At 62.6% G+C, this 23,790-nt stretch carries 21 protein-coding genes and 2 pseudogenes; 15 read left to right on the forward strand and 8 right to left on the reverse strand.

The genetic code is table 11. The features are described 5' to 3' along the window. Nucleotides 1–265: 265 nt before the first annotated feature. Both ACVIIV_RS18370 and ACVIIV_RS18375 read right to left on the reverse strand, forming a co-directional pair. Complete coding sequence (locus ACVIIV_RS18370; protein WP_456745408.1) at nt 266–1,096, reverse strand: alpha/beta fold hydrolase; 831 nt, start codon at nt 1,094–1,096, stop codon at nt 266–268. A 153-nt stretch (nt 1,097–1,249) separates the two neighbouring features. Continuing rightward, complete coding sequence (locus ACVIIV_RS18375; RefSeq protein ID WP_456745409.1) at nt 1,250–2,716, reverse strand: ShlB/FhaC/HecB family hemolysin secretion/activation protein; 1,467 nt, start codon at nt 2,714–2,716, stop codon at nt 1,250–1,252. Nucleotides 2,717–2,719: 3 nt separating this feature from the next. Between ACVIIV_RS18375 and ACVIIV_RS18380 the strand changes: the two genes are divergently transcribed. The 3 genes from ACVIIV_RS18380 (at nt 2,720) to ACVIIV_RS18390 (ending at nt 7,190) form a co-directional block, all read left to right on the forward strand. Beyond that, entirely contained in the window at nt 2,720–3,004 is a 285-nt protein-coding gene (locus ACVIIV_RS18380; RefSeq protein WP_456745410.1) for a hypothetical protein, read from the forward strand. A 173-nt stretch (nt 3,005–3,177) separates the two neighbouring features. Continuing rightward, nucleotides 3,178–4,392, forward strand: coding sequence for a FecR domain-containing protein (locus ACVIIV_RS18385; protein ID WP_456745411.1), 1,215 nt, complete (start codon nt 3,178–3,180; stop codon nt 4,390–4,392). Nucleotides 4,393–4,448: 56 nt separating this feature from the next. Further along, nucleotides 4,449–7,190 carry an EAL domain-containing protein gene (locus tag ACVIIV_RS18390; protein ID WP_456745412.1) on the forward strand — a complete coding sequence of 914 codons (2,742 nt, stop codon included), beginning with the start codon at nt 4,449–4,451 and terminating at the stop codon, nt 7,188–7,190. Nucleotides 7,191–7,207: 17 nt separating this feature from the next. Here ACVIIV_RS18390 and ACVIIV_RS18395 read toward each other — a convergent pair whose 3' ends face one another. After that, a complete protein-coding gene (locus ACVIIV_RS18395; protein ID WP_456745413.1) occupies nt 7,208–7,468 on the reverse strand; it encodes a hypothetical protein in 261 nt (86 codons plus the stop codon). A 262-nt stretch (nt 7,469–7,730) separates the two neighbouring features. Here ACVIIV_RS18395 and rocF point away from each other — a divergent pair, with 262 nt between their 5' ends. Continuing rightward, nucleotides 7,731–8,708: an arginase gene (rocF, locus tag ACVIIV_RS18400; protein ID WP_456745414.1), complete on the forward strand. Its 978-nt coding sequence runs from the start codon at nt 7,731–7,733 to the stop codon at nt 8,706–8,708. Nucleotides 8,709–8,883: 175 nt separating this feature from the next. Then, nucleotides 8,884–9,168, forward strand: coding sequence for a hypothetical protein (locus ACVIIV_RS18405; RefSeq protein ID WP_456745415.1), 285 nt, complete (start codon nt 8,884–8,886; stop codon nt 9,166–9,168). Between the two features lie 71 nt (nt 9,169–9,239). On the opposite strand, the gene ACVIIV_RS18410 is transcribed toward ACVIIV_RS18405, so the two are convergent. After that, nucleotides 9,240–10,526 carry an NRAMP family divalent metal transporter gene (locus ACVIIV_RS18410; RefSeq protein WP_456745416.1) on the reverse strand — a complete coding sequence of 429 codons (1,287 nt, stop codon included), beginning with the start codon at nt 10,524–10,526 and terminating at the stop codon, nt 9,240–9,242. A 231-nt stretch (nt 10,527–10,757) separates the two neighbouring features. Further along, nucleotides 10,758–10,943 carry a hypothetical protein gene (locus ACVIIV_RS18415; protein ID WP_456745417.1) on the reverse strand — a complete coding sequence of 62 codons (186 nt, stop codon included), beginning with the start codon at nt 10,941–10,943 and terminating at the stop codon, nt 10,758–10,760. Between the two features lie 543 nt (nt 10,944–11,486). On the opposite strand from ACVIIV_RS18415, the gene ACVIIV_RS18420 reads away from it, so the two are divergent. After that, entirely contained in the window at nt 11,487–11,735 is a 249-nt protein-coding gene (locus tag ACVIIV_RS18420) for a hypothetical protein (protein ID WP_212375118.1), read from the forward strand. Nucleotides 11,736–11,761: 26 nt separating this feature from the next. On the opposite strand, the gene ACVIIV_RS18425 is transcribed toward ACVIIV_RS18420, so the two are convergent. Beyond that, entirely contained in the window at nt 11,762–11,983 is a 222-nt protein-coding gene (locus ACVIIV_RS18425) for a hypothetical protein (RefSeq protein ID WP_456745418.1), read from the reverse strand. Then, on the reverse strand, nt 11,980–12,180 hold the full coding sequence (locus tag ACVIIV_RS18430) for a hypothetical protein (RefSeq protein ID WP_456745419.1): 201 nt from the start codon (nt 12,178–12,180) through the stop codon (nt 11,980–11,982). Before ACVIIV_RS18430 ends, ACVIIV_RS18425 begins: the two co-directional genes overlap by 4 nt. A 331-nt stretch (nt 12,181–12,511) precedes the next feature. Here ACVIIV_RS18430 and ACVIIV_RS18435 point away from each other — a divergent pair, with 331 nt between their 5' ends. The 4 genes from ACVIIV_RS18435 to ACVIIV_RS18450 all read left to right on the forward strand — a co-directional run bounded on the left by ACVIIV_RS18435 (nt 12,512) and on the right by ACVIIV_RS18450 (nt 16,635). Continuing rightward, a complete protein-coding gene (locus ACVIIV_RS18435) occupies nt 12,512–12,676 on the forward strand; it encodes a hypothetical protein (protein WP_456745420.1) in 165 nt (54 codons plus the stop codon). Between the two features lie 289 nt (nt 12,677–12,965). Further along, nucleotides 12,966–13,742 (forward strand): DUF4261 domain-containing protein, encoded by a 777-nt coding sequence (locus tag ACVIIV_RS18440; protein WP_456745421.1) that lies wholly within the window; start codon nt 12,966–12,968, stop codon nt 13,740–13,742. A 203-nt stretch (nt 13,743–13,945) separates the two neighbouring features. Then, the gene (locus ACVIIV_RS18445; RefSeq protein WP_456745422.1) at nt 13,946–14,581 is read left to right on the forward strand and encodes an imm11 family protein; all 636 of its coding nucleotides are present in this window, start codon (nt 13,946–13,948) and stop codon (nt 14,579–14,581) included. 416 nt (nt 14,582–14,997) lie between these two features. Continuing rightward, complete coding sequence (locus ACVIIV_RS18450) at nt 14,998–16,635, forward strand: AHH domain-containing protein (RefSeq protein ID WP_456745423.1); 1,638 nt, start codon at nt 14,998–15,000, stop codon at nt 16,633–16,635. Between the two features lie 141 nt (nt 16,636–16,776). Here ACVIIV_RS18450 and ACVIIV_RS18455 read toward each other — a convergent pair whose 3' ends face one another. Further along, on the reverse strand, nt 16,777–18,300 hold the full coding sequence (locus ACVIIV_RS18455; RefSeq protein ID WP_456745424.1) for an FAD-dependent monooxygenase: 1,524 nt from the start codon (nt 18,298–18,300) through the stop codon (nt 16,777–16,779). A 660-nt stretch (nt 18,301–18,960) separates the two neighbouring features. On the opposite strand from ACVIIV_RS18455, the gene ACVIIV_RS18460 reads away from it, so the two are divergent. The 5 genes and pseudogenes from ACVIIV_RS18460 (at nt 18,961) to ACVIIV_RS18480 (ending at nt 23,787) form a co-directional block, all read left to right on the forward strand. Beyond that, nucleotides 18,961–19,302 (forward strand): hypothetical protein, encoded by a 342-nt coding sequence (locus ACVIIV_RS18460; RefSeq protein ID WP_456745425.1) that lies wholly within the window; start codon nt 18,961–18,963, stop codon nt 19,300–19,302. A 158-nt stretch (nt 19,303–19,460) separates the two neighbouring features. After that, nucleotides 19,461–20,078: pseudogene (locus ACVIIV_RS18465) on the forward strand (PBSX family phage terminase large subunit); the annotation flags it as partial. A 413-nt stretch (nt 20,079–20,491) separates the two neighbouring features. Then, nucleotides 20,492–20,920, forward strand: coding sequence for a GNAT family N-acetyltransferase (locus ACVIIV_RS18470; protein ID WP_456748767.1), 429 nt, complete (start codon nt 20,492–20,494; stop codon nt 20,918–20,920). A gap of 241 nt (nt 20,921–21,161) precedes the next feature. Then, nucleotides 21,162–22,430 carry a CaiB/BaiF CoA transferase family protein gene (locus ACVIIV_RS18475; RefSeq protein ID WP_456745426.1) on the forward strand — a complete coding sequence of 423 codons (1,269 nt, stop codon included), beginning with the start codon at nt 21,162–21,164 and terminating at the stop codon, nt 22,428–22,430. 126 nt (nt 22,431–22,556) lie between these two features. Next, nucleotides 22,557–23,787, forward strand: a pseudogene (locus ACVIIV_RS18480) (acyl-CoA dehydrogenase family protein). Nucleotides 23,788–23,790: the final 3 nt, after the last annotated feature.

The following is a 23,790-nucleotide window of genomic DNA, read 5'->3' on the forward strand; positions in this document are numbered from 1 at the left end:
CAGCCGCCGCGCTCATCCGCAGCACGATCCCGGAAACTGCGAGAGATCGATGCGCGAGATGATCGACCGCAGCAGCCTGCGGGTCGAACGATAGAGATGCCGGACGAATGCCGACATTCTTGCCGCGGGCAGGCCAAGGCCTTTCGTATCAAGGCTTTTCGTATCAAGACTTTCGATATAGTGCGACACGTGTCTCTCCGACGCCATGTGGCTCTTCTATCGCGCCGCTTTGGAGCCGCCTTGATCTGCCGCAAAACGGACCCGGCTAATAATCGCCTGGGTTCATGATCATTGGGCTCTTCGTATCCGCAGGCGCGAGCGCGCTGCTGGCGCTGTCACGCAGGAAGCGGTCGAGCGTCTCCTGGATCTTCTCCTTGACCGAGGTGGGACCGCGATCGCTCATCTCTGTGTGCTGCGCGCCGGTGTGGATGATGTCGATGCCGCGCGCCTTGGCCTCTTCCGGCGTCGGCAGCACACCGGGATCTGTCACGAAATGCGGGTCCTTCGAGCGGAACGACAAGATCTTCATGCGGTCGCTGAGCACGAAAGGCACCCGCAGATTGTCGAGCGTGATCACCTTCGACACCAACTCCGGGTGCTGATGGGCGACGTACATGGAGACATCACCGCCGTTGGAGTGGCCGACGAGGGTGATGTGGTCGTATTCGACGTTGTCCTGCCGCCTCTTCAGTTCGCCCAGCACGAAGAGGATGTTTGCTTCGCAGCGGATGTAGACTTCACGCCGGCCGACATACTGCTGACCGACATGAGTCATCAGCGGCGGATCGCTCGGCAAGTCCTGCTGGATGCTGGCAACCAGATAGCCTCGCGCGGCGAGCACGTTGGCGAGGAAGGAATATTCGGTAGCCTTGACGGTGTTGCCGTTGCTGATGATGGCGAGCGGGAGCTTCCAGAGGCCGAGATTGGCTTTGGTCTCATAATCGCGCCGCACGGCGATCTCGACCGAGATCGGCCGCTGGCGCGAGGCGTCGAAGATGGTCAAGGTCTCATGGCGGATCGCGAATTGGCTGACGACGAAATACTGCCCGACGCCGAGGACGCAGAGAAACGCCAGGATTGCAAATACCTTCTTCATGGTTCTGTCTCAAATCACCTTTGACCGAACATGGTCATTGGGAACCCCCGATCGAGCGATCGTGAGCAGGTTACGGGATTAAATTTAGGCAAGACTTTGAGCAAGGCCGCGAAAGGGCCGCCTCCCGGGTCGATCGCCCGAATGACAGGGCGGCTAGAGACAGCCGGCCTTGCCGCGTTCGGGGCAGACTCGGAACGCGCTCGACAGTGTGAGAAGGAGGCGTGGGTTGCGGCGCTCGTTGTCCGGCGCCCGGTAGCTCAAGGGGACCGCCACGCCGAGATCGGCCTGGAGATCGTATGGCAGGAAGAACCGCACGCCGGCTCCGGCCGATGTCAGCGACAGCCCGTCGCTCAGGCGGTAACCGTCGTTCCAGACTGCGCCAGCATCGCCGAAGACGTAGAGCTGGTAGCCGGTCCAATAGCGGAAATTGAGCTTCTGATCGAAGCGCAGCTCGAGCGTGCCGGCAAGGCCGTTATCGCCGCTGATCTCGGCTGCGCCATAGCCTCGGCCGAAGGCCGCGCCGCCAAGGTAAAACTGTTGCGAGGTGAACAATGGCCGTGATGCCGTCTGGCTCGCAGCTGAGAGCTTGAGCGACCAGGCGTCGTTGAACGTCTGGTAGCGCGTGAACCAGAAGTTCAGCACCGAGAAGTTCGACGAGGCGCCGTCGCGCGACAACAGATCATCGTCGAAATGCGATGCGCCAAAGATGTCGAGGCCCTGGCGGTAGGTCAGCGTCGCGAGATTGGTGCCGCCGAAGCGATCCTGAAGCCGGTAGTCAGCGGTCAGACTGACGGTCCTGATGTGGTCGTTGTACCAGGGGCCGTAGATGTCGTGCTCGGACACGTTGCTGAAGGTCCCCGCCACGGTAAGCGTCAGCCCCGAGGATTGCGACATGATGGGCACGGTGCTTGCCCGCACCTCGAAAGCTTCGGTCGTGGTGATGTCGCTGTCGAGACGGCGTGCGTCACCCGGCCGGACCGCGCTGTACAGGACGGAAGCGCCGAGGCGCACACCGTCGACGCCGACGGGCGCGTCATAGGACAGGCGTGCGAAGCCGAGCTCGCGGGGGTCGTTGGCAATGGTCGACAGATTGACCGCCAGCGCGTCGCCGGGCGTGAGATAGGAGTTGAACGCGCCGGTGGCGTAGGTTTGCCAGGGACCGACCGACGACGATCCGAGATTGTCCAGGCCGAACGAGGAGAAAACGTGCCAGGTCTTCAAATAGATGGTCAGGCGGAAGCGGCCGGTCGTACCGCCGATCTCCTCCAACGCGGTGTCGGTGATCCGGACGCCCGGCCTGCCATTGATCAGGAAGAGCTGGCGTTCGAGCGTTGCCAGCCGCGACGGTTGTTCGGTCAGAACCGGTCCGAGCATCGGCCTTACGCCGAACTGCTCGGCGCCGTCGCCTTTCAGCTCGGCCTGCACGATGGCGCCTTCGATGACCTGGATCCGGACGCGGCCGTCGGCAATGTCCTGCGGCGGCACGATGGCCCGGCTCAAGTGGAATCCGGCTTCGCGGTAGAGCTCGCTGATCGCGCCAGCGATCGCGGCGAGGTCCGCCTGCGAGACCTTCTTGGCGAGATAAGGCTGATAGACCGCTGCGATGCGATCGCTGGACACGGCGTGAGCGCCGATGACGCTGATCCCGCGCAGCACGAACTGCGACTTGGTATCGCCGCCGGTGTTAATCCGATCGACGGTGGGCAGCTTGATCGGAGGCCGGTTCAGCGAGTCCCGTTCGGTTTGGTTTTCAAAGTATTTCTCGGGCTGGCGCGGATCGAATCCCGGCTGGTTCGCCTGCTGCGCGAATGCCTGTGGAACTCCCGCGAAAATGGGCCCCAGCAACACCAGCGCGGTAAGAAGATGCCGCTTCTCACCACGCGTAGCGAACCCGTCTCCGTAGTTTGACGGGGACTGTCCTATAGGGCGGTAAGGGGTCGTTAGCCACATGATTTTTCATAGTTTTTTATGGTCAACGATTGGTTAATCCGGTCGCGCCGCTGGCGGCTGCCCGATAATCCTATCTTGAGTGATTTCGAATAGCCCTCTGGCTTGGCTGTAAACGCGGACTGAGGATCATCATGTTCGGCAAAGTTGGAATGCGGCGCGCCTTGCTGGCAGTGCTGATCCTGGGAACGACCTCCAGCGCATTCGCTGCAGATGACGGGGTCTGGTCTGTCAGCAAGTCCTCAGGCGAGGTCTGGCTTGCAACGAGCAGCAGCCAGCAGGTGTCGTTGAGCCAGGAAGGGACACTGAAACCGGGCGATACCATTCGCACCGGCCGCAACGGACGCGTCCTGCTCGTCCGCGGCGAGGAAACGATTCTGATCGCTCCCAATTCGGTCGTGGGCTTGCCGGCCGAGAAGAAGGACGGGCTCTCGACCACCATCATCCAGCAGGCGGGTTCGATCCTGCTCGAGGTCGAGAAGCGCAACGTCAAGCATTTCGAGGTCGAGACGCCCTATCTCGCCGCCGTGGTCAAGGGAACGCAATTCAGCGTCACGGTGAGTGCGGGAAGCACCAGGGTCGGCGTGCTCCGCGGCCGGGTCGAAGTCTCCGACTTCAAGACGGGGCAGATTGCCCAGCTCATGCCGGGACAAGCGGCCACCGTCTTCGAGCACGGCAAGCCCGGCCTCAGCCTAAGCGGTGCCGGGACGTTCAATCCGATCGAGCACGGCAAGCCGCGCGGCCCGACGATCGAGCGCGTTCCCGTGCCGAAATTAGGGCTGTCGGCGCCGCGCAATGCGGCGAACGGCGGTGCAATCCACGCGCTCGGTCCGATCGACAAGGGGACCAAGACGGCCGGTGCGCCGAAGCCATCGCACCAAGCGGCTGGAGGACAGCCTCACAAGGGCGGTGTCGTGCGAATATCGAGCTCGCTTGGCGAGGTCAAACTGAACGTCCACAAAGTCACGCGCGGGCTCGCCCATGGCGCCATCGCGCCGGGGCGCGTGCGTAACGCGAATGCCAGCTCCGGCACGGTCTGGGGCGATGCTAAGGGGAGTGCGACGACCCCGGTCGCCAACAGCTCCGATGCGACGGCAGCTACCGCAGCCAGCAGTGCACCTGCGGCGAGCGCCACGTCGGCGTCGTCAAGTGCGACAGCCACCGTTGCGATCGCCGGTTCGGCGAGTGATGTGTCCATCGGGAATTCGGCAAGCGGAGGCCACGGGACCGGAGCGACTGGCAATGGCAACGGCGGCGCGGGCAATAACGGCAACGGGAACAACGGCAGCAACGGAAACGGCAATAATGGTCACCACTACGGTTGGCATTGGGGCAAGGGCCACCGCTAGGTCCGCCGATATAGGGGAGCACTTTGCGGCATGCGCCGCCAGTGCAGGGGGGCAAAGTGAAACGCTATCGGCCGCATATTCTGGTTGTGATCGCGCTTGCGATCGTGTTGTCCACGGGATGGCATGGTTCGCTTCGCAACGCGCTCACGGACCTACGGTTCGCCTGGCAATCGCGTGAGGCTGGCGGCAATGTCGTCGTCGTGGCAATCGACGCGCCGTCGATCGACCAGATCGGGGTCTGGCCCTGGCCGCGCCGGCTGCACGTGGAGCTGCTGCGCAGGCTCGAGGCGGCCGGAGCGCAGGACATAGCTTTCGATGTCGATTTCAGCACGCCATCGGATCCGGCGTCCGACGAGGCTTTGGTCAATGCGCTTCGTGAGGTCGGCGGTTCGACGATCCTTCCGTCCTTCAAGCAGCCGACGCCGAATGGTGGCCCGGCTCACGTCAACCGTCCCCTCAAGTCGTTCAGCAACCAATCGTGGCCGGCCGTCGTCAATGTCGCAGTCGAAGCCGACGGGCTCGTTCGCCGCTATCCGTTCGGCGAGAAGCTCGGCGACGCTTTCATGCCTTCGATGGCGGTCGTGCTGGCAGGACAGGATGCCAATCGGCGGCCGCCCTTTCTGATAGATTTCAGTATCCGTGCGGCCACCATTCCCATTGTCTCCTATGTTGACGTGCTGCGCGGCGATACCGCCACTCTCGGCAAGCTGAAGGACAAGAAGATCATCGTCGGTGCTACGGCGCTCGAGCTCGGTGACCGGTTCAGCGTTCCGAACGGCAAGATCATCTCAGGGCCGCTCCTCCAGGCGCTGGCCGCTGAATCGATCCTTCAGAACCGGATGCTACGCTGGACGTCCGATATCGGCATGATCCTTGGCCTGGGCGTGATCTGTGTGCTGATGATGTATTCGTGGCGCCGCTTCGCACCAGGAACTCGCGTCGCGATCCTCATCGCGGGCGGGATGGGCCTCGAATTGGTCACGGCCCTGGTGCAGGCGAGATGGTCCCTCGTCATCGACACATCGCTGTTTCATATCGCCATCATTGCCTATCTGACGGCAATTGCGCTGGACGAGATCGACTTCCGTAGCCTGCTCGGACGCATTGCCGAGAGCCGCTTTCATCGCATCGCGATGTCGCTCGGCGACGGGCTCGTCTGCACCGACGAGGATCACCGGATCACGGTTTGGAATCCCGGCGCGAGCGCGATCTTCGGCTACGTGCCGGCCGAGATCATCGGCCGCCCGTTCGAAGCGCTTTGCGCTTTGCCGGTGGGCGGCGGTGCAAGGCCGTCCATGCACGACGCCGCGCGCCAGGCGCTTCTGGTGCCGGGCGGCGCGGTCGTCGTCGAGTTCGAGGGCCGGCGCAAGAACGGGGAAACCTTTCCGGTCGAGGCGAGCTTCTCGGGTTGGCAGGGGACAGACGGCTTTCAATACGGAGCGATCCTGCGCGATATTTCGGTGCGTAAACGTGAAACTGAACGCATCAGATATTTGGCCGAACACGACGCGCTGACGGGTCTTGCCAACCGGAACATGCTGCATGTGGGCCTCACCGATCTGATTAGCGCGGCGGAGCGGCGGTCTTCCGGCGTCGCCCTGCTCGTGCTCGGGCTCGACGGCTTCCAAGAGATCAACAACATGCTCGGACACTCGGCCGGCGACCTCGTGCTGCGCGCGGTTGCTGAGCGTCTCCGGAGCGAAGTCGATGGTAAGGCGATCGTCGCCCGGCTCAGCGGCGACGAATTCGCCATCGCGGTCGATTGCGCGGACGTCGGCGAGCCGATCGCAGCATTTGCCGAACGGATCGCGCGCGCGTTTGAAGTGCCGCTCGCAACGGGCACGCGGCAGCACCGCGTCAGGATCAGCGTTGGCGTCGCCGTCTATCCGGAAGGCGGGCAAAAGGCTGACGATCTCCTGAGCAACAGCCATCTGGCGCTGAGCCGCGCGAAGGCGACCCGGCGCGGCAGCCATGTGATCTTCGAAAGCGCAATCAGGCAGGAGCTCGAGAGCCGGCTGACACTGGAAAGCGAGCTGGCGCTTGCTGCGGACCGCGGCGAATTCGAACTGTTTTACCAGCCGCAGGTTCGTTTGATCGACGGCAGTCTCGTCGGAGCCGAAGCGCTCATCCGCTGGCGACATCCGCTGCGCGGCTACGTCTCGCCCGGAGAGTTCATGCCGGTGGTCAACACTTCAGCCCTGTCCGAGCGGATCGCGAACTGGGTGATGGAAACCGCCTGCCGTCAGGCGCGAGCCTGGGAATTGTCCGGCAATAACGTGCGCGTCGCGCTCAACCTCTCACCCTCTCAGCTTCAATCCGGCGATCTCGCGCATTCGGTTGCAGCACTGCTCGACGTGACGGGACTGACGCCATCGCTTCTCGAAATCGAAGTCACCGAGGACATCCTGCTCCATGATGAACGCCGCGTGCTCGCCATGTTCAAGCGGATTCAGGAACTCGGCGTCCGAGTCGTGTTCGATGATTTCGGCACCGGTTATGCGAGCCTGAGCTACCTCAAAAAATTTCCGCTCGACGGGCTCAAGATTGACCGGTCGTTCGTATTTGGTCTTCTCGCGAATTCCGACGATGCTGCAATCGTCGGCTCGACAATCGGCCTCAGCAAGCAACTCGGTCTCACGGTCGTGGCTGAAGGCATCGAGAACCGTGCAACTGCCGACTTCCTGGTCAGCATGGGATGCGAGGAGGGGCAGGGATATTTCTTCGGCCGTCCGATGCCTGCCGAGGCGTTCGAAAAGCAGTTCCTCGCGGCCGAGCTCGACGCTGTCAGCGCTGCCTGAGCGAAGCGGCCTCACTTCTAGCGTCGCCGCGCGACCGCCACGCCAAAGAGGAAAGCAACGAACAGGCTGGCCAGCGGTGCTTCGCGCGTGATCGCCGCGACTGTCGCGAGAGCGCCGCCAGGCTTTCGTGCTGCCTCGATTGCGGAGGTCAGGCGGTCGACAGCCGCATGCAGGCCCCCCGCGACCTCACCGATCGTGCGGGAGACATCCGTCGCTGCATCGATGGCACGCTCGGCCACACCGGGTTGGGACGTGGATTGCGGTATCTCCGTGCTCAAGGGCGCGACCTCCAGGCCTGACGATGGAGGCCGACACCTTTGGCTATCCGCGCGAGCGCTCGTTCTGAACAGCGGGTCTGATGACCTTTGGCTATCCGCGACAGGCGCCGTGATTGACGGCGGGTGCCGGCCTTGGATGGGCAATTCAGCGCGCGGGATTTTGTTCCGAATGATATGTCGACTGGGACGGACCTTCCCCGGGAAACGACGGGTGCGAATCTCTGTTAGGCTAGGTCAACCTTGCTGATGTCAGGAGACAGCCGTGACCGATCGGACGACGACAGATCGAGACCGGCGCATCGCCTTGCTCGGCGCCGCCATCGACATGGGGGCTTCGCAGCGCGGCACCTTGATGGGTCCTGCGGCGCTGCGCACCGCCGGCCTTGCGACACTGCTCGAAAGCTTGGATTTCCAGGTCATCGACTACGGCGATCTTTCCATAGCCGAAGTCCGGGACCTCACCGACAGCCCGCCCGAAAAAGCCAATCACTACCGCGAGATCCAGCGCTGGACGCGCGCTCTGAGCCGCAGAGGTTATGAGATCGCGACAACCGGTGCGCTGCCGATCTTTCTCGGCGGCGATCATACGCTGTCGATGGGGTCGGTCAATGCGATGGCCCGTCATTGGCGGGAACGTGGACGCGAACTCTTCGTGCTCTGGCTCGACGCCCATGCCGACTACAACACGCCGGAGACGACGATCACCGCGAACATGCACGGCATGTCAGCCGCGTTCTTGTGCGGCGAGCCCGGCCTCGACGGTCTGCTCGGCGACGATCCGCGGGCTTCGATCGAGCCGGACAGGCTGGACCTGTTCGGCGCGCGTTCGATCGACAAGCTCGAAAAGGAGTTGATGCGCTTGCGTCGGATCAGGATCGTCGACATGCGCCAGATCGACGAGTTCGGCGTCGCCGTCCTGATCCGGCGCGTCATCGAGCGGGTCAAGGCGAGCAATGGTGTGCTGCATGTCAGCTTCGACGTCGATTTCCTCGACCCCTGCGTGGCGCCGGGCGTCGGCACCACGGTGCCGGGTGGTGCAACTTATCGCGAGGCGCACCTGATCATGGAGCTGTTGCACGATTCCGGCGTCGTAGGTTCGGTCGACATCGTCGAGCTGAATCCTTTCCTGGACGAACGTGGTCGGACCGCGCGTACTGCGGTCGAGCTTATCGGCAGTCTGTTCGGCCAGCAGATCACCGACCGGCCGACGCCGAGCAACGCAATCGCTCCGGGCGAGTGAAGCGGCGGATGGCGCTTGTACGCTGAAGGCGCAGCGGAGACGTGTTCCTTGACGTGGAATTCGGTTGCAGCAGCAGGAAAAGGCCCCGTTGGCTTGGAACTTGCTTGATCGAAACGGGGAACCTGGTGGGGCGCAATCGAATTAACCTGCGATAGCGAAAATAGCGGATCCTTCGATGACAAGTGGTCGTTTCGCAAGCTCCATCTCCACCGCCCTCCGCCATCCTGGCGTGATCGCGCTCATCGTCGCGGGTGTGACGATTGCGGCAATGCTGATCGTCGACCACGGCCCCTGGAACCGCGCCAAGACCCAACCGGCCCATGTTGCGATGTATGCGACCACGGGAGAAGCGGCACGGGCCGCTGGCGCCATGGTGCTCCCGACCAAACCGAAGTCGCCGGTCGAGCCAGTGCGGCCGGGGCCCAAGACGTCCCCGACCGTCAATCCCGTGACGCCGTAGCGCTCTCAGCTGCTGCGGCCGTAGTTGAGGAGCCCGCTGCTCGTCTTCGGCGGCTGCGTGGGCCGCTCGCGTCAGCCAATCACCGACGAGCCGAGCAGGGCGAGGACGGCCAGCGCCATCAGCGCGGTGCCGAGCCAGCCCAGCGCGATCAGCCATGAGCGGGCCCTGAAGCGGCCCATGATGGCGCGGCTCGAGACGATCAGCATCATCATCGCCATGATCGGGACGGCGACGATGCCGTTGAGCACAGCGCTCCACACCAGCATGTGGATGGAGTCGATCCCGGTGAAGCCGAGGCCGAAGCCGATGAGGGTCGCCGCGGCGATGATGGTGTAGAAGCCGACCGCTTCGTCCGGCTTGGCTTCCAGCGTGGCGCGCCAGCCGAAGATCTCCGAGACGCCATAAGCGGCCGAGCCCGCCAGCACCGGGATGGCGAGCAGGCCCGTGCCGATGATGCCGATCGCAAACAGGGCAAAGGTGAAATCCCCGGCGAGCGGCCGCAACGCTTCAGCCGCTTCCGTCGCCGAACTGATGTTGGTGACGCCGTTGGCATGCAGGACCGACGCCGTGGTGAGAATGATGAAGAAGGCAATGACGTTGGAGAGCAGCATGCCGGAGATGGTGTCGGTCCTGATGCGCGCAAGCTCCGGATTGCCGCCGTGCTTGAGCTGGCGAAGCGGCTTGTCACGTTCGCCCTGGTTCATCTCCTCGACCTCCTGGGAGGCCTGCCAGAAGAACAGATAGGGGCTGATGGTGGTGCCGAGCACGGCGACCACCATCAGAAAATAATCGCCGCTGACATTTGCCTTCGGCCACACCGCGGAAAGCAGAGCCGTGCTCCAGGGAATCTCGACGGTGAAGGCGGTCGCGACGTAGGCGAACAGTGCCAGGGTGAGGAATTTCAATGCGGGCGAATAACGTCGGTAGGGCAGGAACACCTGGAGCAGGGTCGAGCCGGCCGCGAAGATCAGCGCGTGCTCGTGATTGAGGCCGCCGATGACGAGCGAGAGCGCCTCGGCCATCGCGGCGATGTCGGCGGCGATGTTGAACGTGTTCGCGGTCACGAGCATGGCGACCAGGGCCAGAACCGCCCAGCGCGGCGCAACCTGCATGACGTTGGCGGCCAGCCCCTTGCCAGTGACGCGCCCGATCTGCGCGCTGACGAGCTGGATCGCGATCATGAACGGCGTGGTCAGAAACACGGTCCACAGCAGACCGTAACCGAATTGCGCGCCCGCTTGCGAATAGGTGGCGATGCCCGAAGGATCGTCGTCGGCAGCTCCGGTGACGAGGCCGGGCCCCAATCGTTGCAGCAGCGTCGGCGCGGATTTCCTAGGGTCCACGGCGCTGTCGCTCATGGAAGGGCCTCGGTCAGGGTGGTGTCTTCATAGCAAATGCCGACAAGAGAACGAAAGTTCCCGGACACCCAAGCACGCCGTGCATTTCTGATAATGCTAAGTCGACTTGCTCCGTCGGGCAAAACAGGCGTAGATTGGCAGCATCGGGCAATTCACGACGTCACGGCCGTTCGCCAGGCTTCGCGCCCGGTAGCGGATGTGGATGCCGGACGGAGGTGCTGCGCCGGCGTCCTACTTGACGCTGACGAACATGCCCCAGGCGGCGGCCAGCGCCGCGCCGGTGAAGAGGACCACCGGATTATCGCAGAACGCGCCGCCATAGCTGCACACGCCTGCTCCGAATTGGCCGAGCTCATGACGGCTTGCGGAATAGAACAGTCCCGACAGCACCAGCAATGCAGTGGCGACGTAGTACATTGAAGGTCTCTCCGGCTAGCCCCCGTCCAGGCGACATGTCCCAGCATGGCGCGAAGAGATTTCGTTTCGCCGAATCCGCTTTGCTGCATTTAAGATAAAGTTTGACCCGTCGGGCAAAACACTGGCAGAATGACACCATAGGCAAGCCGGCGTCGCGATGATGATGACCGGCATTCGGCATGACCATCCGGCATGACAAAGGCCCCGCATCGCGGGGCCTTTGTCGTGTCGGGCTTTGTCTCGGTCCAGCAGACTTCTGCCAGGCGTCGCTTGAGCGTGCGTCGCGTGCTTGCGACGCCCTCTGTACAGGCGCGGGCAGGCGTCATGTCGATCGCTTCGACGAAACACGCCTGAAACATTGCTGAAACCAGATCGTCCTGAACTCCGCTGGGTCAAGCCTCGACCAACGGAGCGAACAGGAGAGACAATCATGATCCAGATCGGTTCGAAGGAAGAAGTCGCGCTGTTGCTGGCGCTGTTTGGCAGCCATACCCAGCCGGTCAAGCGGCCGAAGCCGAAATCGCAGCAAGGGTGAGAGAACCCATGCCTGGCTTGGCCGAATGCCAGAGCCTGTTGCGGCTCCTGATCGCCAGGGGCGACCCCAAGGCCATCCCGCTCGCCAAGGGCGCCATCGATCAGTTTCTGAACACGGCCCCAGTGAGCGCCCGGGGGCGCGGCCTGCGCGTGCTCCAGCGCGACGCACTCGACCAGCACGATGTGGCGGTCGGCGTGCAACGCTCGTTCGCCGAGACGGTGGACGCCTATATCGAGCGCAAGCTTGCGGAGGAGTAAGGGGCGTCACGATCGCGCGCGCGCGATCATTGACGCGCCAGTGTCGGGCGGGATGGCTCGCGCGGCCGGGACTGCTCGGACTCCAGCACGGCGATCTTTCGGCCGAGCTGCCAGACCTCGACCTTGCCGAGCCGCGTGAACTGCTTCGCAAAGACCAGAGCGGAGGAATCGGAGGGGGCTTCGAACGCTTCGGCGGAGCGGAAGACGCCGTTCTCGCCGACGAGATAAGCGCGATATTGCTGTGTCATGTCGGCGCCCTCAGGCCGGGTGAATGCAGCCAGGCGTCGATCTGCATGGCCGTCTCGTCCTGCCGCGCCCGGCGCAGCAGCATCTCGCGGCGGCGCCCCGGCGCCAGCATGCGCGCTTCCGCGCGGCAGCGCGCGGCTTCGTCCGCGAGTCTCTCGGTCAGGGTCGTGGTCTGTTTGAAACGACGCCGCTTCAGCATGGCGCTACTCCCTCGTTGGCGTTGGGCGGGAGCGCAACTGGCGTTCTCATCACCGATGAATGCCACGGGCCTTGCGATGATGTACTAACCTTACGCGGCTTGCGGCGGAGAGTCTGTATCATTTGGTATGCCCGCAGATTAAATTTTCGGGCGTGATTTCAGTGCTTTGAGCCACTTACTCAACTTGAGCGCATCGTGAGACCTGAGTTCATTTTTGAACCAAAGCGACCTCAGGTCGTTTGCAAGACATCACCGGCCAAGGCTTCGTCCGTGGGCGTCGGTGGCTGAGAGACCGAGCGTGCTCCCGCCTGCAAAGCGAAGGGAGCCCCCTATGCGGGTCTATCGGCCGTTGCCTGTCGAGCACGACCAGGCCGAATACATGCGCCAGATCGTGCGTGAATGCCGCGAGCTGTTGAAGGAGCCGCCACCCGATACGTTTCTGGGACGCAAGACGCAGGACGCGCCGTCGAAGGAGGAGGGCAGCGACGTCGGATGACGGGGGACTGTGCAACTGCAAGGCTGAAGCACCATATCCGGGATTTGGTTGAAGGTGGTCGGCTCGTCCCCGGCGAATGCCTTGCTATTGCCGAGCTCCAGACTCGGCCCGCGCCTGGCCTCGATCGCTGCATTGGCGTGGGGCATAGAGCGATCTTGCGCTCACTCCGCGCGAGCGAGGAAACGCCGATTGACAATGTTCTCTATTTGTTCTAGAGAGGTCCCTGTTTCAACCTCTGAGCGAAGAGCCGAAGTTTCGGCTCACTCTGGAATTTTCTGCGGGGTAGTCGATGAGTAACTCGCTTCTCGCTTTGGTCTTATTGAACAAGCCGGTGACGCCCGACATGTCAGCACTCGCCAAAGTCCTTCACGTCCGACATCCGGAGTTGGCAACAGAGGCGGCGGACGATGAAGAGCCGCAACCGGCTCAAGCGAATTCGCCGCTCATCCGCTGCGGCAACGAACTCGTTGCGGTCATGTCGATGCCGGCACCTATTCCGCAGGACCCGGGGCTGTGGGCGCGCGCTGCGCGAACTTGGCCGGAAAGCGAGGCTGTGGCAACGGGCCATCAAGGTCATATCATCGTCTCGCTGCTCGGAAAAGGTGAGCGGCCGCTGGTCGCCGCCCGCCTTACGACTGCGGTCATCGGTGCGTTGATTGCCACCGTGCCGGAATGTTGCGGCGTGGTGTGGGCGGGCCGGGTGGCACAGCCGGCCGATCTATGGCTCGATGCGTCTCGCTGGTCGCTCGCACCGTATCCGGACTATCCCTTCAGACTATGGGTCGACATTCTTCCGTTCCGGTCAGGTGCGAAGATCGGGGTGATCACGATGGGATTGTCGGCCTTTGTCGGCCGTGAGATCGAATTCGTGTCCGGTAAGCTCGCGCTTCCGGCGTTGTTCGAGAATGTGGCGGGGCTTTCCGTGTATCTGATCGAGCACGGAAACGTGGTGAAGGACGGCGATACGATCGGAGCAAGTGCGAGCGAGCGGATTGCGGTTCGCTACAAGAACTCCGATGTTTTTGAAGGGCTGCCGGTGTTTTCCTGTACGGATGATTCCGCGTAAGTGGGCATCGTCGGCAGATTGCGGCGTTGTGTGGAAGCTGTTCGAGGGCGATCGTTTGACACGTCGGGCAAAACACTGGCAGAATCGCATCATCGAAAGAGTCCGAACGAAGCCCGCGGAACGCTGCGGGCTTTATTTTTGGGTGGTTCATCGTGGCCTCGGCCGGGTGCCGTTGCAGGCGCGACGTTCAACGAGGCTCAGCTATGACTGACCAGAACGCGATTCCAGTTGCGAAGCGACCCAGAGTACGAAAGCGCCGCTTCTACGAAATAGGTCCTAATTTCGCGCTGGGAGGCGGGCCGGGTTTTTGGGTTGAAGACGAGAGTGTCCTTCCTCCCTACGGAGTCCGTCGTCTGCCGGCTTCTACCCCGCAGGTACGTTTCGTGTTCGATAAATCGGTCGGCCGACCGCCATGCGACATCGAGCTCTGTTTTCGCTGGTGGCTCGTTTCGGAGCGGACAAAGGCCCTCTTCGAGAGGCTTGACCCGGAGGCCTTTGTATTTGTGCCATGCGAGGTGCGAATGCCGCGCGGTCGCTACGATGGACCGAAGGTTTGGCTGTGCGATGTCGTCCGCGTCCTCGACGCGCTGGACGAATCGCAATCGCGCCTGAAGATCGGAATCCGGGACGATATCCGCTTTCTCGACCATGGCCGGAAATATTACGAGTTCTTGTACTTCGGAGGCAAACTGGTCTTTAGAGAGACAGCTATCGGCAATGCTCATATTTTCCGTATGGCATTCCAGGATTCGACTTACATATGCGATCAAGAGTTCAAAGACGCCTGCAAGTCTGCGGGCCTCAAGAGAATTAAGTTTCGAGACGTCTTGAAACGCTGAGTCTGCTTCGGCCCTTCACAAGAATGGGGGCGCGCGCATACGACTCCGCATCCCAAGGTCTGCCGGAGTCACAGCCGCTCCGCTTCGGCAACGATAAGTCGAGACGGAGGAATTTCTGTTCACTGGCGCTAGCAGTAGCGCGGCTAGACAGCGGCTGGCACGCCAGCACTTCTTCGGACGATCGCAACAGAATGACACGAGGCGTCCCCTTTCGGGCTGGCGAACAATTGTCACTTCGTGCCCCGCATCCAGCCCGGATGATCTGATCGAGCGCATCGCTGGCGCGCCCTAGCATTTCAGAAGCATTGCAGCTCGTTTGACAGGCGCGCGGCACCCGCCGCTGCGCCCGTGCTCGCGCGCCTCATCCACCTACTCCAATCAGCCCACACTTCAATGAGCCTCATTTGTGAGGATGCATGTCAATTTTGTTTGATCACCACATTATTCTCAAGCGCTTTAGAGACCACGACGCGTTTCTCGGTATAGACAAAGAAATCTTCGATATCGACTCTCCAGCAAACCGCATCTATTTGCCAGCAGATCCGAAAATCGCCGCGAGACTGGGCGTATCGCCTCATCCCAGTAATCATATTGATTCGTACGCCGGCACCGTCAAAACGAAACTGGATCGGATCAAGGAGACCGAAAGTCCAAGCGAGCGAGCTGCGGAGATCAGGACTCTCATCGATGCAATGCGCGTCGGCTTCCTCAACGGTCATCTCTATGCAAATTGGCCGATCGACAAGACGCGAGAGGAGGTTGAGCGCTTACATGCAAAGATTTTCGACGACCCCAAAGCCTACCTTGCTCAGTACCCGGATCAACTCAGGATCATCAGAGACATCGAGCAAAGAGGAGCGAATGCAGGTCTGGACCATCTGATCAAATGGTTATTGTACCTGGATAACCCCGAGAGGCGGAAAATCCTGGATGAGGTGATTGCCAGCAATCCTGGCGTTAATCTAACTTCCGGCAATAGCAATCTGGCCGGCACGGATTGGTCCAAGTTTGAAGCCTCCGATCCCTCGTCGGGCATCCTTCGTATACCCGGCTCGACTCCCGTCAACCCGAGCGACTTTCCGCCCTTGCCGGGCTACAGCTCACCTTCCCTTGCCGGTCTGAATGACAATGAAGGGTTCACGCGAAGCGATCCCCGGTTTACAGGTGCGCTGCCACCTTTCGCTACCCCAAGTCCCAATGAACAGCGGCTCGGTCAGTTGCCTCCGACCACGGCGGCACCAACAGACCCGCTGGTGCTAAAATCCGATCCGATCACCGGAACCATGAATCCATACTACGAGAACCCGTTGGCCGGAGGCACATCTCCGGAGCGCGATGTTCTTCCTTGGTTGGCCGGAGGAGTCGCCGTCGGCCTGGCGGCTCCCTCTATCCTCCCCTGGCTGCTCGGCGTTGGAGGCATCTTGGCTTTTACGCGCGCTGCTAACGCGCAGGAAAGTAGTTCCGGCGCGACGATGGAAGCTGCTACTCCTGGCGGAGGAGTGTTCTCGACAGGAGCGCCTCCGCACAACACATTGAACAATGGACTCAGCGTTGACAACGCGGCCGGCACCAGGGGCGTATTGCGATCATCGACCCTCAGGCCGCAGCTGGACGGAGCTTCCTCGTTTGATCCAGAAGCGCCCGCTAGCACTTTTGCAGATCGCTTCGGGGATTGGGTCACCACGCGAGCTGACACCATGCCCGCCAAAGATCTCCCAGTCGCGCCCACATCTGCCGCAGGATCATTCGCACCCGAAGATGTCCGGCGTCTCGCCCGTGTGAATGAGACGAACGCGGGCAACGTGTTCACATCGGGAAGTGCGCCAGTCCCGTATCTACCATCTACCGAATTCGACGAGCGGTTTGGTACTTGGACCGTCCTGGCCGCTCGCGGCCAGCAGCCGCAACCGAGCAAGCCGATCGGCGTGTTTGCAGACGAGCCGAGCTATCTCATTCCTCCACCGATCTTCGGAGTCGACGGCCTCGTCAATCCACACAGTGACAGTGAGGAATGGTTCTCGCGCTGGATACGGCCCTTGCTTCGGCCCGAATGACCTTTGTGGCGGAGCGAGCGGCGTCATCTGACACGTCGGGCAAAACACTGGCAGAATGGCAATCATCGAAGAATTCCGGAAACAAGCCCGCGGGTCTGCCGCGGGCTTGTTTGTTTTGGCGGCGCATGAGACGTTCGTGCTCTACGCGCCACCCGGCCCAAACCACCTCGTCAACGCCTCCGCAAGTCCGCGCTGGCTCTCGTCTCCCACCCAGGCCACATGGCCATCGGGCCGCACCAGCACCGCGCTCGGCGCGGCGACCTCTCCGATGGCCGGAAGCTGCCAGGCGCTGTCGTAATCGGCATCGACGATCTCCAAGCGATCCGCCCAGGGCGCGATGTCGATGCCGCCTCGCTTGCCAAAATTGAGCAGCGCGCCGCGCGCGCCGTGCAGAAGCGTGAACAGCCTCAGCTTCTGTCCGTCGACCGTCAAGTCGAGATCGGGCATGCGCCGCCCAAGCAGCGCGTGGCCTTCGCCGAGATCATAGCGGATATCAAGCCCACTCATCATCGCGCCAAAACGCTGTCGCGGCTCGTCCATGGCGAGCAGTTCGGCCATGACATCGCGCGCGGCCTTGAGGCCGTCGTCGCCGCGGCGGAGCAGGGCGATCTGCGCCATGGTGTTTTTCAACACGCGCGCGGCGACGGGATGGCGCTCGGCGTGATAGGTGTCGAGCAGGCTCTCGGGCGAAATGCAGTTCACGACCTGCGCAAGCTTCCAGCCGAGATTGACCACATCCTGCAGGCCGGTGTTGAGGCCTTGCCCGCCCACGGAGTGATGGATGTGCGCGGCATCGCCGGCGAGCAGCACGCGGCCCTTGCGATAGGAGGTGGCCTGCCGCGCCGCGTCGGTGAAACGGGAGATCCAGGCGGGACTGTGCGCGCCGAAGTCGGTGCCGTACACGGCGAGGAGGGCGTCGCTGAGATCGTGCAAGCTCGGCTCGCCGCTGCGCGCGAGCGTCGCTTCCGTCACGACGACCAGCACGCGTCCGCTCTCGGTCTTGCTGATTCCGTGAAAGCCGAGCGCGTCGTGACGCAGGCCGAATTCCGGCGCCTCGCGCATCTCGACCTCGGCCATGAGGTTGCTGAGCGTCGGTGAGGAGCCGGCAAATTCGATGCCGGCGGCCTTGCGCACCACGCTGCGGCCACCGTCGCAGCCGACGAGATAGTCTGCGCGCAGGCGCTCGCCGTCGGACAGCGTAATGTCGACGCCGGTCTGGTCCTGCGCGAAGCCCGTTACCTCGAGGTTCCGATAGATCGGCACTGCGAGCTCCGCGACCCAGTCGGCCAGGATGCGCTCGATGTGGCTCTGCCGCAGCGCGAGCCCGTAAGGATAGCGGGTGGGGAGATCGCCAATGTCGAGCTTCGTCCAGGCGAAGCCGGCGAGCTGAGTGATCTGGCCCTCGCGCAGGAAGCGATCGGCGACGCCGCGCTGATCGAGGATCTCGATGCTGCGCGCGTGCAATCCGCCGGCGCGCGTCTCGACGATCGCCTGATCGGGACGCCGTTCGATGACTGCGACGTCGATATGCGCGAGCGCGAGCTCCGCGGCCAGCATCAGGCCGGCCGGGCCGCCGCCGGCGATGATGACCTCATGGCCGGTGCTTGCTGCGCGTTCTGCACGCGTTCGGCCGCGCGACCGGGACGTCGGAAGCAATGCAGGCATGTCGTGATCCCCTCGACTCGTTGTTCGGGTCGAGGCTTCTACGCGATCCCAGGGGGCTTGAAGCAAGCCCCTTGCGCACCACATATCGAGCTGGGAGGAGGGGCTGTCCTTTCGCGCGTCGATTGACACGTCGGGCAAAACACCGGCAGTATGGCATCATCGAAACGAATATGATTAGCCCGCGCGGAGCGATCTGCGGCGGGCTTTTACATGTCCGCTCGGTGCGACGACAATCGCGCACGACACGAGGTTTGACACGTCGGGCAAAACACCGGCATAATGACATCATCGAGACGAGTTTGGTTCACCCGCGCGGAGACATCCGCCGCGGGTTTTTTCGTTCTCGACTTCGGAATCGGACGGCGGCGGCGCATTACGGCCACGCACTCGCTTGATACGCGTTCAGGGAGCGCCGATCGGCGCGCCGTCGTCCGAACCATTGCTGGCCGTGCACGCGCGAACGTGCCGGCCCGCGGCGCAGGGCCCGTTGCCCTCGCCGCTGCGGTCTCCGGGACCGGAGATAGGGTTCGCGCCCGAAACGATCGCGCCCCCTCGCACGATCTGCCGCGCATTTTCTTCAGAAGGAGAGAAGATGACCGCCTATCTGATATCGCTGGCCGTCGCGGGCCTCGTTGCAATCGTGCTGTGGGAGACGTTCTCGTGAGCGAGGACATCATCGAATGTGAGCCCGAGCGTGCAGCAGCCAGCTTGCCCACGCGAGGCAAGACGTCGCGGGCGCGCACGCCGACCGAGATCCGCTCGCTTGCGCGCAGCCACAGCAGGACGGCGATCAGGGTGCTCGTCGGCATCATGCGCAGCGAGGATGCAACGCCGGCGGCGCGTGTCTCGGCGGCCAATGCCATCCTCGATCGCGGCTGGGGCAAGGCCGCACAGCCGGTGGAGAACAGTGAAGACGGAGTGCTGGAATTGATTCACCGGATCGAACGCATCATCGTGCATCCGCGGAGCTCGAACAGCGGTGACGCTGTTCATGACGCTTGAGACAGCGGAGATCTCGATCTGCAATATCGCCGCGGTCACCGTTGACCCGTCGGGCAAAACACTGGCAGAATGGCATCATCGACAGAAGTTGGTGTTGCCCGCGCGGACGCAATCCGGCGCGGGTTTTTGTTTGATGCCTTTGCAAACGAGGGCATCTCGTGTCCATCCTGAAAATTCCGACGGCCAAGATCTTCGAGCCGCTGCTGAAGCCCGCGCGCTACAAGGGCGTTTACGGCGGACGCGGCTCGGGAAAATCGCATTTCTTCGGCGAGCTTCTCGTCGAGACCTGCCAAGCCGAGCGCGGCACGCTCGCGGTCTGCATCCGCGAGGCGCAGCGGACGCTGGCGCAATCGTCGAAGCGCTTGATCGAAGGCAAGATCGCAAGCCTCGGGCTCGGCCACGGCTTCAAGTTGTTCAGCGACAAGATCGAGACGCCCGGGGACGGGCTCATCATCTTCCGCGGACTTCAGGATCACACGGCCGACTCGATCAAGTCACTGGAAGGTTTTCGCATCGCCTGGATCGACGAGGCGCAATCGTTGAGCGGACGCAGCCTCGCGCTGCTGCGGCCGACGATCCGCACCAAGAACTCCGAACTCTGGGCGAGCTGGAATCCGCGTCGCAAGAGCGATGCGATCGACGATTTTTTGCGCGGGCGCCAGCCTGACGGGGCGGTGGTGGTGAAAGCCAATTGGCGCGACAATCCATGGTTTCCGGAGGTTCTGGCGGAGGAACGGTTGCTGGATCAGAAGCTCTATCCGGAGCGCTACGACCACATCTGGGAGGGCGATTATGCCCGCGCCTTCGAGGGCGCGTACTTCGCCTCGCTGCTGTCGCAAGCGCGCGCTCAGGGGCGGATTGGAAAGGTGGCGGCGGATCCACTGCTGCCGCTGCGTGCCTTCATCGACATCGGCGGCGCGGGCGCCGCGGCGGATGCCTTCACGATCTGGGTCGTGCAATGGGTCGGCAGCGAAATGAGAGCCGATTTTCAGCACTTGCGGAGGTGGCGAAAGAGCGTGGAGCAGGCGCAGAGCTACACCTTTAAGGCGGTGATCACAGTGATTGCCACCGGTCTCATGGGAGCGGTCTGGCTCGGTGTTAAGGTCGTGCTGGGCAAGTGAGCCTTCACGGCGGTGGTGACGTCGCCGCGCGCCCGATCCAGGTCTCTTCTGCCGCAACGAGCCACCTCATGTACAGAATTCGTATCGTCGATGCGTCCGATGATGACATTGCCGACACCTTAGCCGATCTGCATCAACTCACGTTCTTCGATGCCGCGGCTATGCCCGAGTTCGGTCTTGGCGCTTGGTGGCTGGCCTATCATCGCGAAGACGCGGTTGCCTTTGCTGGCGTTGTGCCGTCGACGCACGTTCGAAATGGCGGCTATTTCTCGAGGGTCGGGGTCTTGCAGCGGCATTGGGGGCGCGGCCTTCAGCGCAGGCTGATGCGCGCAGTCGAGGCGTGGGGACGGCGGGTCGGATGGGAGAGCATCGTTTCCGATACGACGGACAATCCGATATCTGCCAACAACTTCATCCAGGCGGGCTATCGGCTCTATGAACCCGAATTGCCGTGGGCTTGGTCGCATACGCTTTATTGGCGAAAGTGGCTCTGCTGAGGGAAGGAACAGGGTTTCCCGTGATGCGGAACGTGGGGAACGTAGAATAGCCGGCGCGAGACGTAGCGCGAGCTGCACGCCCAGAATATCGAAGGGCCCGGCAGCCTGATGGCTGCCGGGCCCTTTTCGCGTTTTCAGGCGATGCGGGTGAGGCTCTTGCGAACTTGGCCGCGTCGGGCTTTAAGTTTGCTTCTGCAAGGAATTCGGCGGCCATAAGCCGATGTAAGGGAGAGCGCTATCGATGCCCACCAAGCCTCAATTGCCGGTACGTTCGTCGCGAGGGACGGGAGGGCCGAGTGCGCTCGATGGTCTGCTGGTGGTCGATTTCACGCGCGTGGTCGCCGGCCCGGCCTGCACCCAGACGCTCGCCGATTATGGCGCGCACGTCATCAAGATCGAGAATCCCGACGGTGGCGACGACACGCGTGCCTATGAGCACGCCGAGATTGGCGGCGAAAGCGCCGCCTATCTCAGTCTGAACCGCAACAAGCGCGGCATTGCGCTCGATCTTGCCGTGCCGGAGGCTCGAGAAATCGCACTGGATCTGATCCGCAAGGCAGATGTGGTCGTGGAGAATTTTTCGAGCGGGGTCATGAAGAAGTTCGGGCTCGACTATGAGTCGGTCGCGCCGCTCAACCCGCGGCTGGTCTATTGCTCGATCTCGGCCTACGGACGTACCGGACCGTTTGCCTCGCGGCCGGGCTTCGATCCCATCACGCAGGCGGAAAGCGGCTTCATGTCGCTCAACGGATTTGCCGACGGCCCGGCGGTTCGGACCGGCCCCCCCATCGTGGACATGGCGACAGGGATGTCTGCCTGTAATGCCATCCTGCTGGCGCTGCTGGCGCGGGAGCGGCTCGGCCGCGGGCAACGTGTCGAGGTCGCTCTGTTTGACGTCGCGATGGGAATGACCGGCTTCTATGGTATGGCCTATCTCATCAACGGCGAAAACCCCGGCCGGTTCGGCAATTCGCCCAGCGGGTCTCCCACCGTCGGCGTCTACGAAGCCTCTGACGGGCCGCTCTACATGGCATGCGCCAACGACCGGCTCTACCGCCGGCTCGTGGTCGAGGTGCTGAATCGGCCTGATCTCATCACCGATTCGCAGTTTGCCACGCGCAAAGCCCGTTCGGAGAACAAGGAGCTCTTGCGGGCAGCCATTGCGGAGGTCTTTGCAAGCGATACTCTGGAGAACTGGATGGCGAAGATGAAGCTGGCCAATATCCCGGTTGGCTATCTCCGGACGGTCGAGGAGGGCTTCAATGCGCCCGAGGCTCGCGAGCGCCATCGCCTGAACCGGATTCCGCACCCGACAGCGGAGTGGGTGCCCAACATCGAGCCGCCGATCACAATGAGCCTGACAGGCGCGATCGATCCCGTTGCGGCACCCCTGTTGGGCGAGCATACCGCGGACGCCTTACGCAGTATCCTCGGTTACGACGAACGTCGAATCACAGAGCTTACCCAGAAAGGTGCTTTTGGCCCCGGCAAACCCTCGACGCAGATGTGAGCCTAAGGACGGTCGCATGGCACCGGGCATTGCGCAACGTGCGGGTCGATGCTTCGCAATGCCGGTTGCATTGGCTTGATTTGGCGAAGGGGCGGCCGCATAAATATGTGAAATTGAGGGACACGAATGGCGCCGGATCGAAAGCCGAGCATGGGACGGTCCACCGGGTCGGAAGCCGGCGAAGGCGCCTATGCGGCAATGATCGCGAAGGCCCGGAGCCTCGTTCCGCGACTACGTGAGCGGGCGGCGCGGACGGAGGAGCTACGGCATCTCCCGTCGGAAACCGAGATGGATCTCCATGACGCCGGCCTGTTCCGGATGCTCCAACCGGCCCGGATCGGGCGGCGCCGAGCTCGACTATGTCGCCCTTGTCGATTGCGCTGAACTTCTCGGGCAGGCGGATGCGTCGGTAGCCTGGAATCTCGCCAATCTGGCGAGCCATCACTGGATGCTCGGCATGTTCGAGCCTAGGGCGCAGGATCTGGTCTGGGGCCGCAACCCGGACGCGCTGATCGCATCCTCGTTCATTTTTCCCGCCGGACGCGCCACGCGGATCGAGGGCGGATACCAGCTGCATGGCAGCTGGCCGTTCTCCTCGGGCGTTGCCTCCTGCGAATGGAATATGCTGGCAAGCGTGGTCTACTCCGACGATGAGGCGGACGGCATCGAGTACCGAATCTTTCTGCTGCCGAAAGGCGATTACAAGGTGCTGGACACCTGGAACGTCGCCGGACTGCGCGGGACGGGATCTTGCGACGTGGAGGTCAGGGACGCCTTCGTGGCTGACCATATGACGGTCGCCGTCGGCGACCTCTCAGGTGGCCCGACACCCGGAAGCAAGGTCAATCCGAATCCGCTGTTTGCGCTCCCCGTGTTCTCGCTATTCCCTTACGTCCTCTCCGGTGTCGCGCTGGGGAATGCGCAGGCGTGTCTCGACGATTACACGGAGGTCGCGCGTCATCGCATTTCGACCTACAACCGCGCCAAGCTGAGCGATTTTCAAAGCACGCAGATCAAGATCGCGGAGGCCTCGGCCAAGATCGATGCCGCACGCCTGATCATGCGATCCGCCTGCGTCAATGCCATGGAGGAGGCACAGTGCGGCCATATCCCTGACATGGCGACCAAGACCAGATATCGGCGCGATGGATCTTTTTCAGTGAACCTGTGCACTGACGCGGTCTCGATGCTGTTTGCCGCGAGCGGCGCGCGTGGTCTATTCACGAGCGGCGTGTTGCAGCGGCAATTCCGCGATGCGCACGCGATCAACTCGCATCTCGCGTTCAACTTCGATGCGGCGGGGACCAATTATGGGCGGGTGGCGCTCGGCCTGCCGTCCGAGAATCTCACGCTGTGAGGT

The sequence above is a fragment of the Bradyrhizobium sp. USDA 4354 genome (assembly GCF_054060315.1).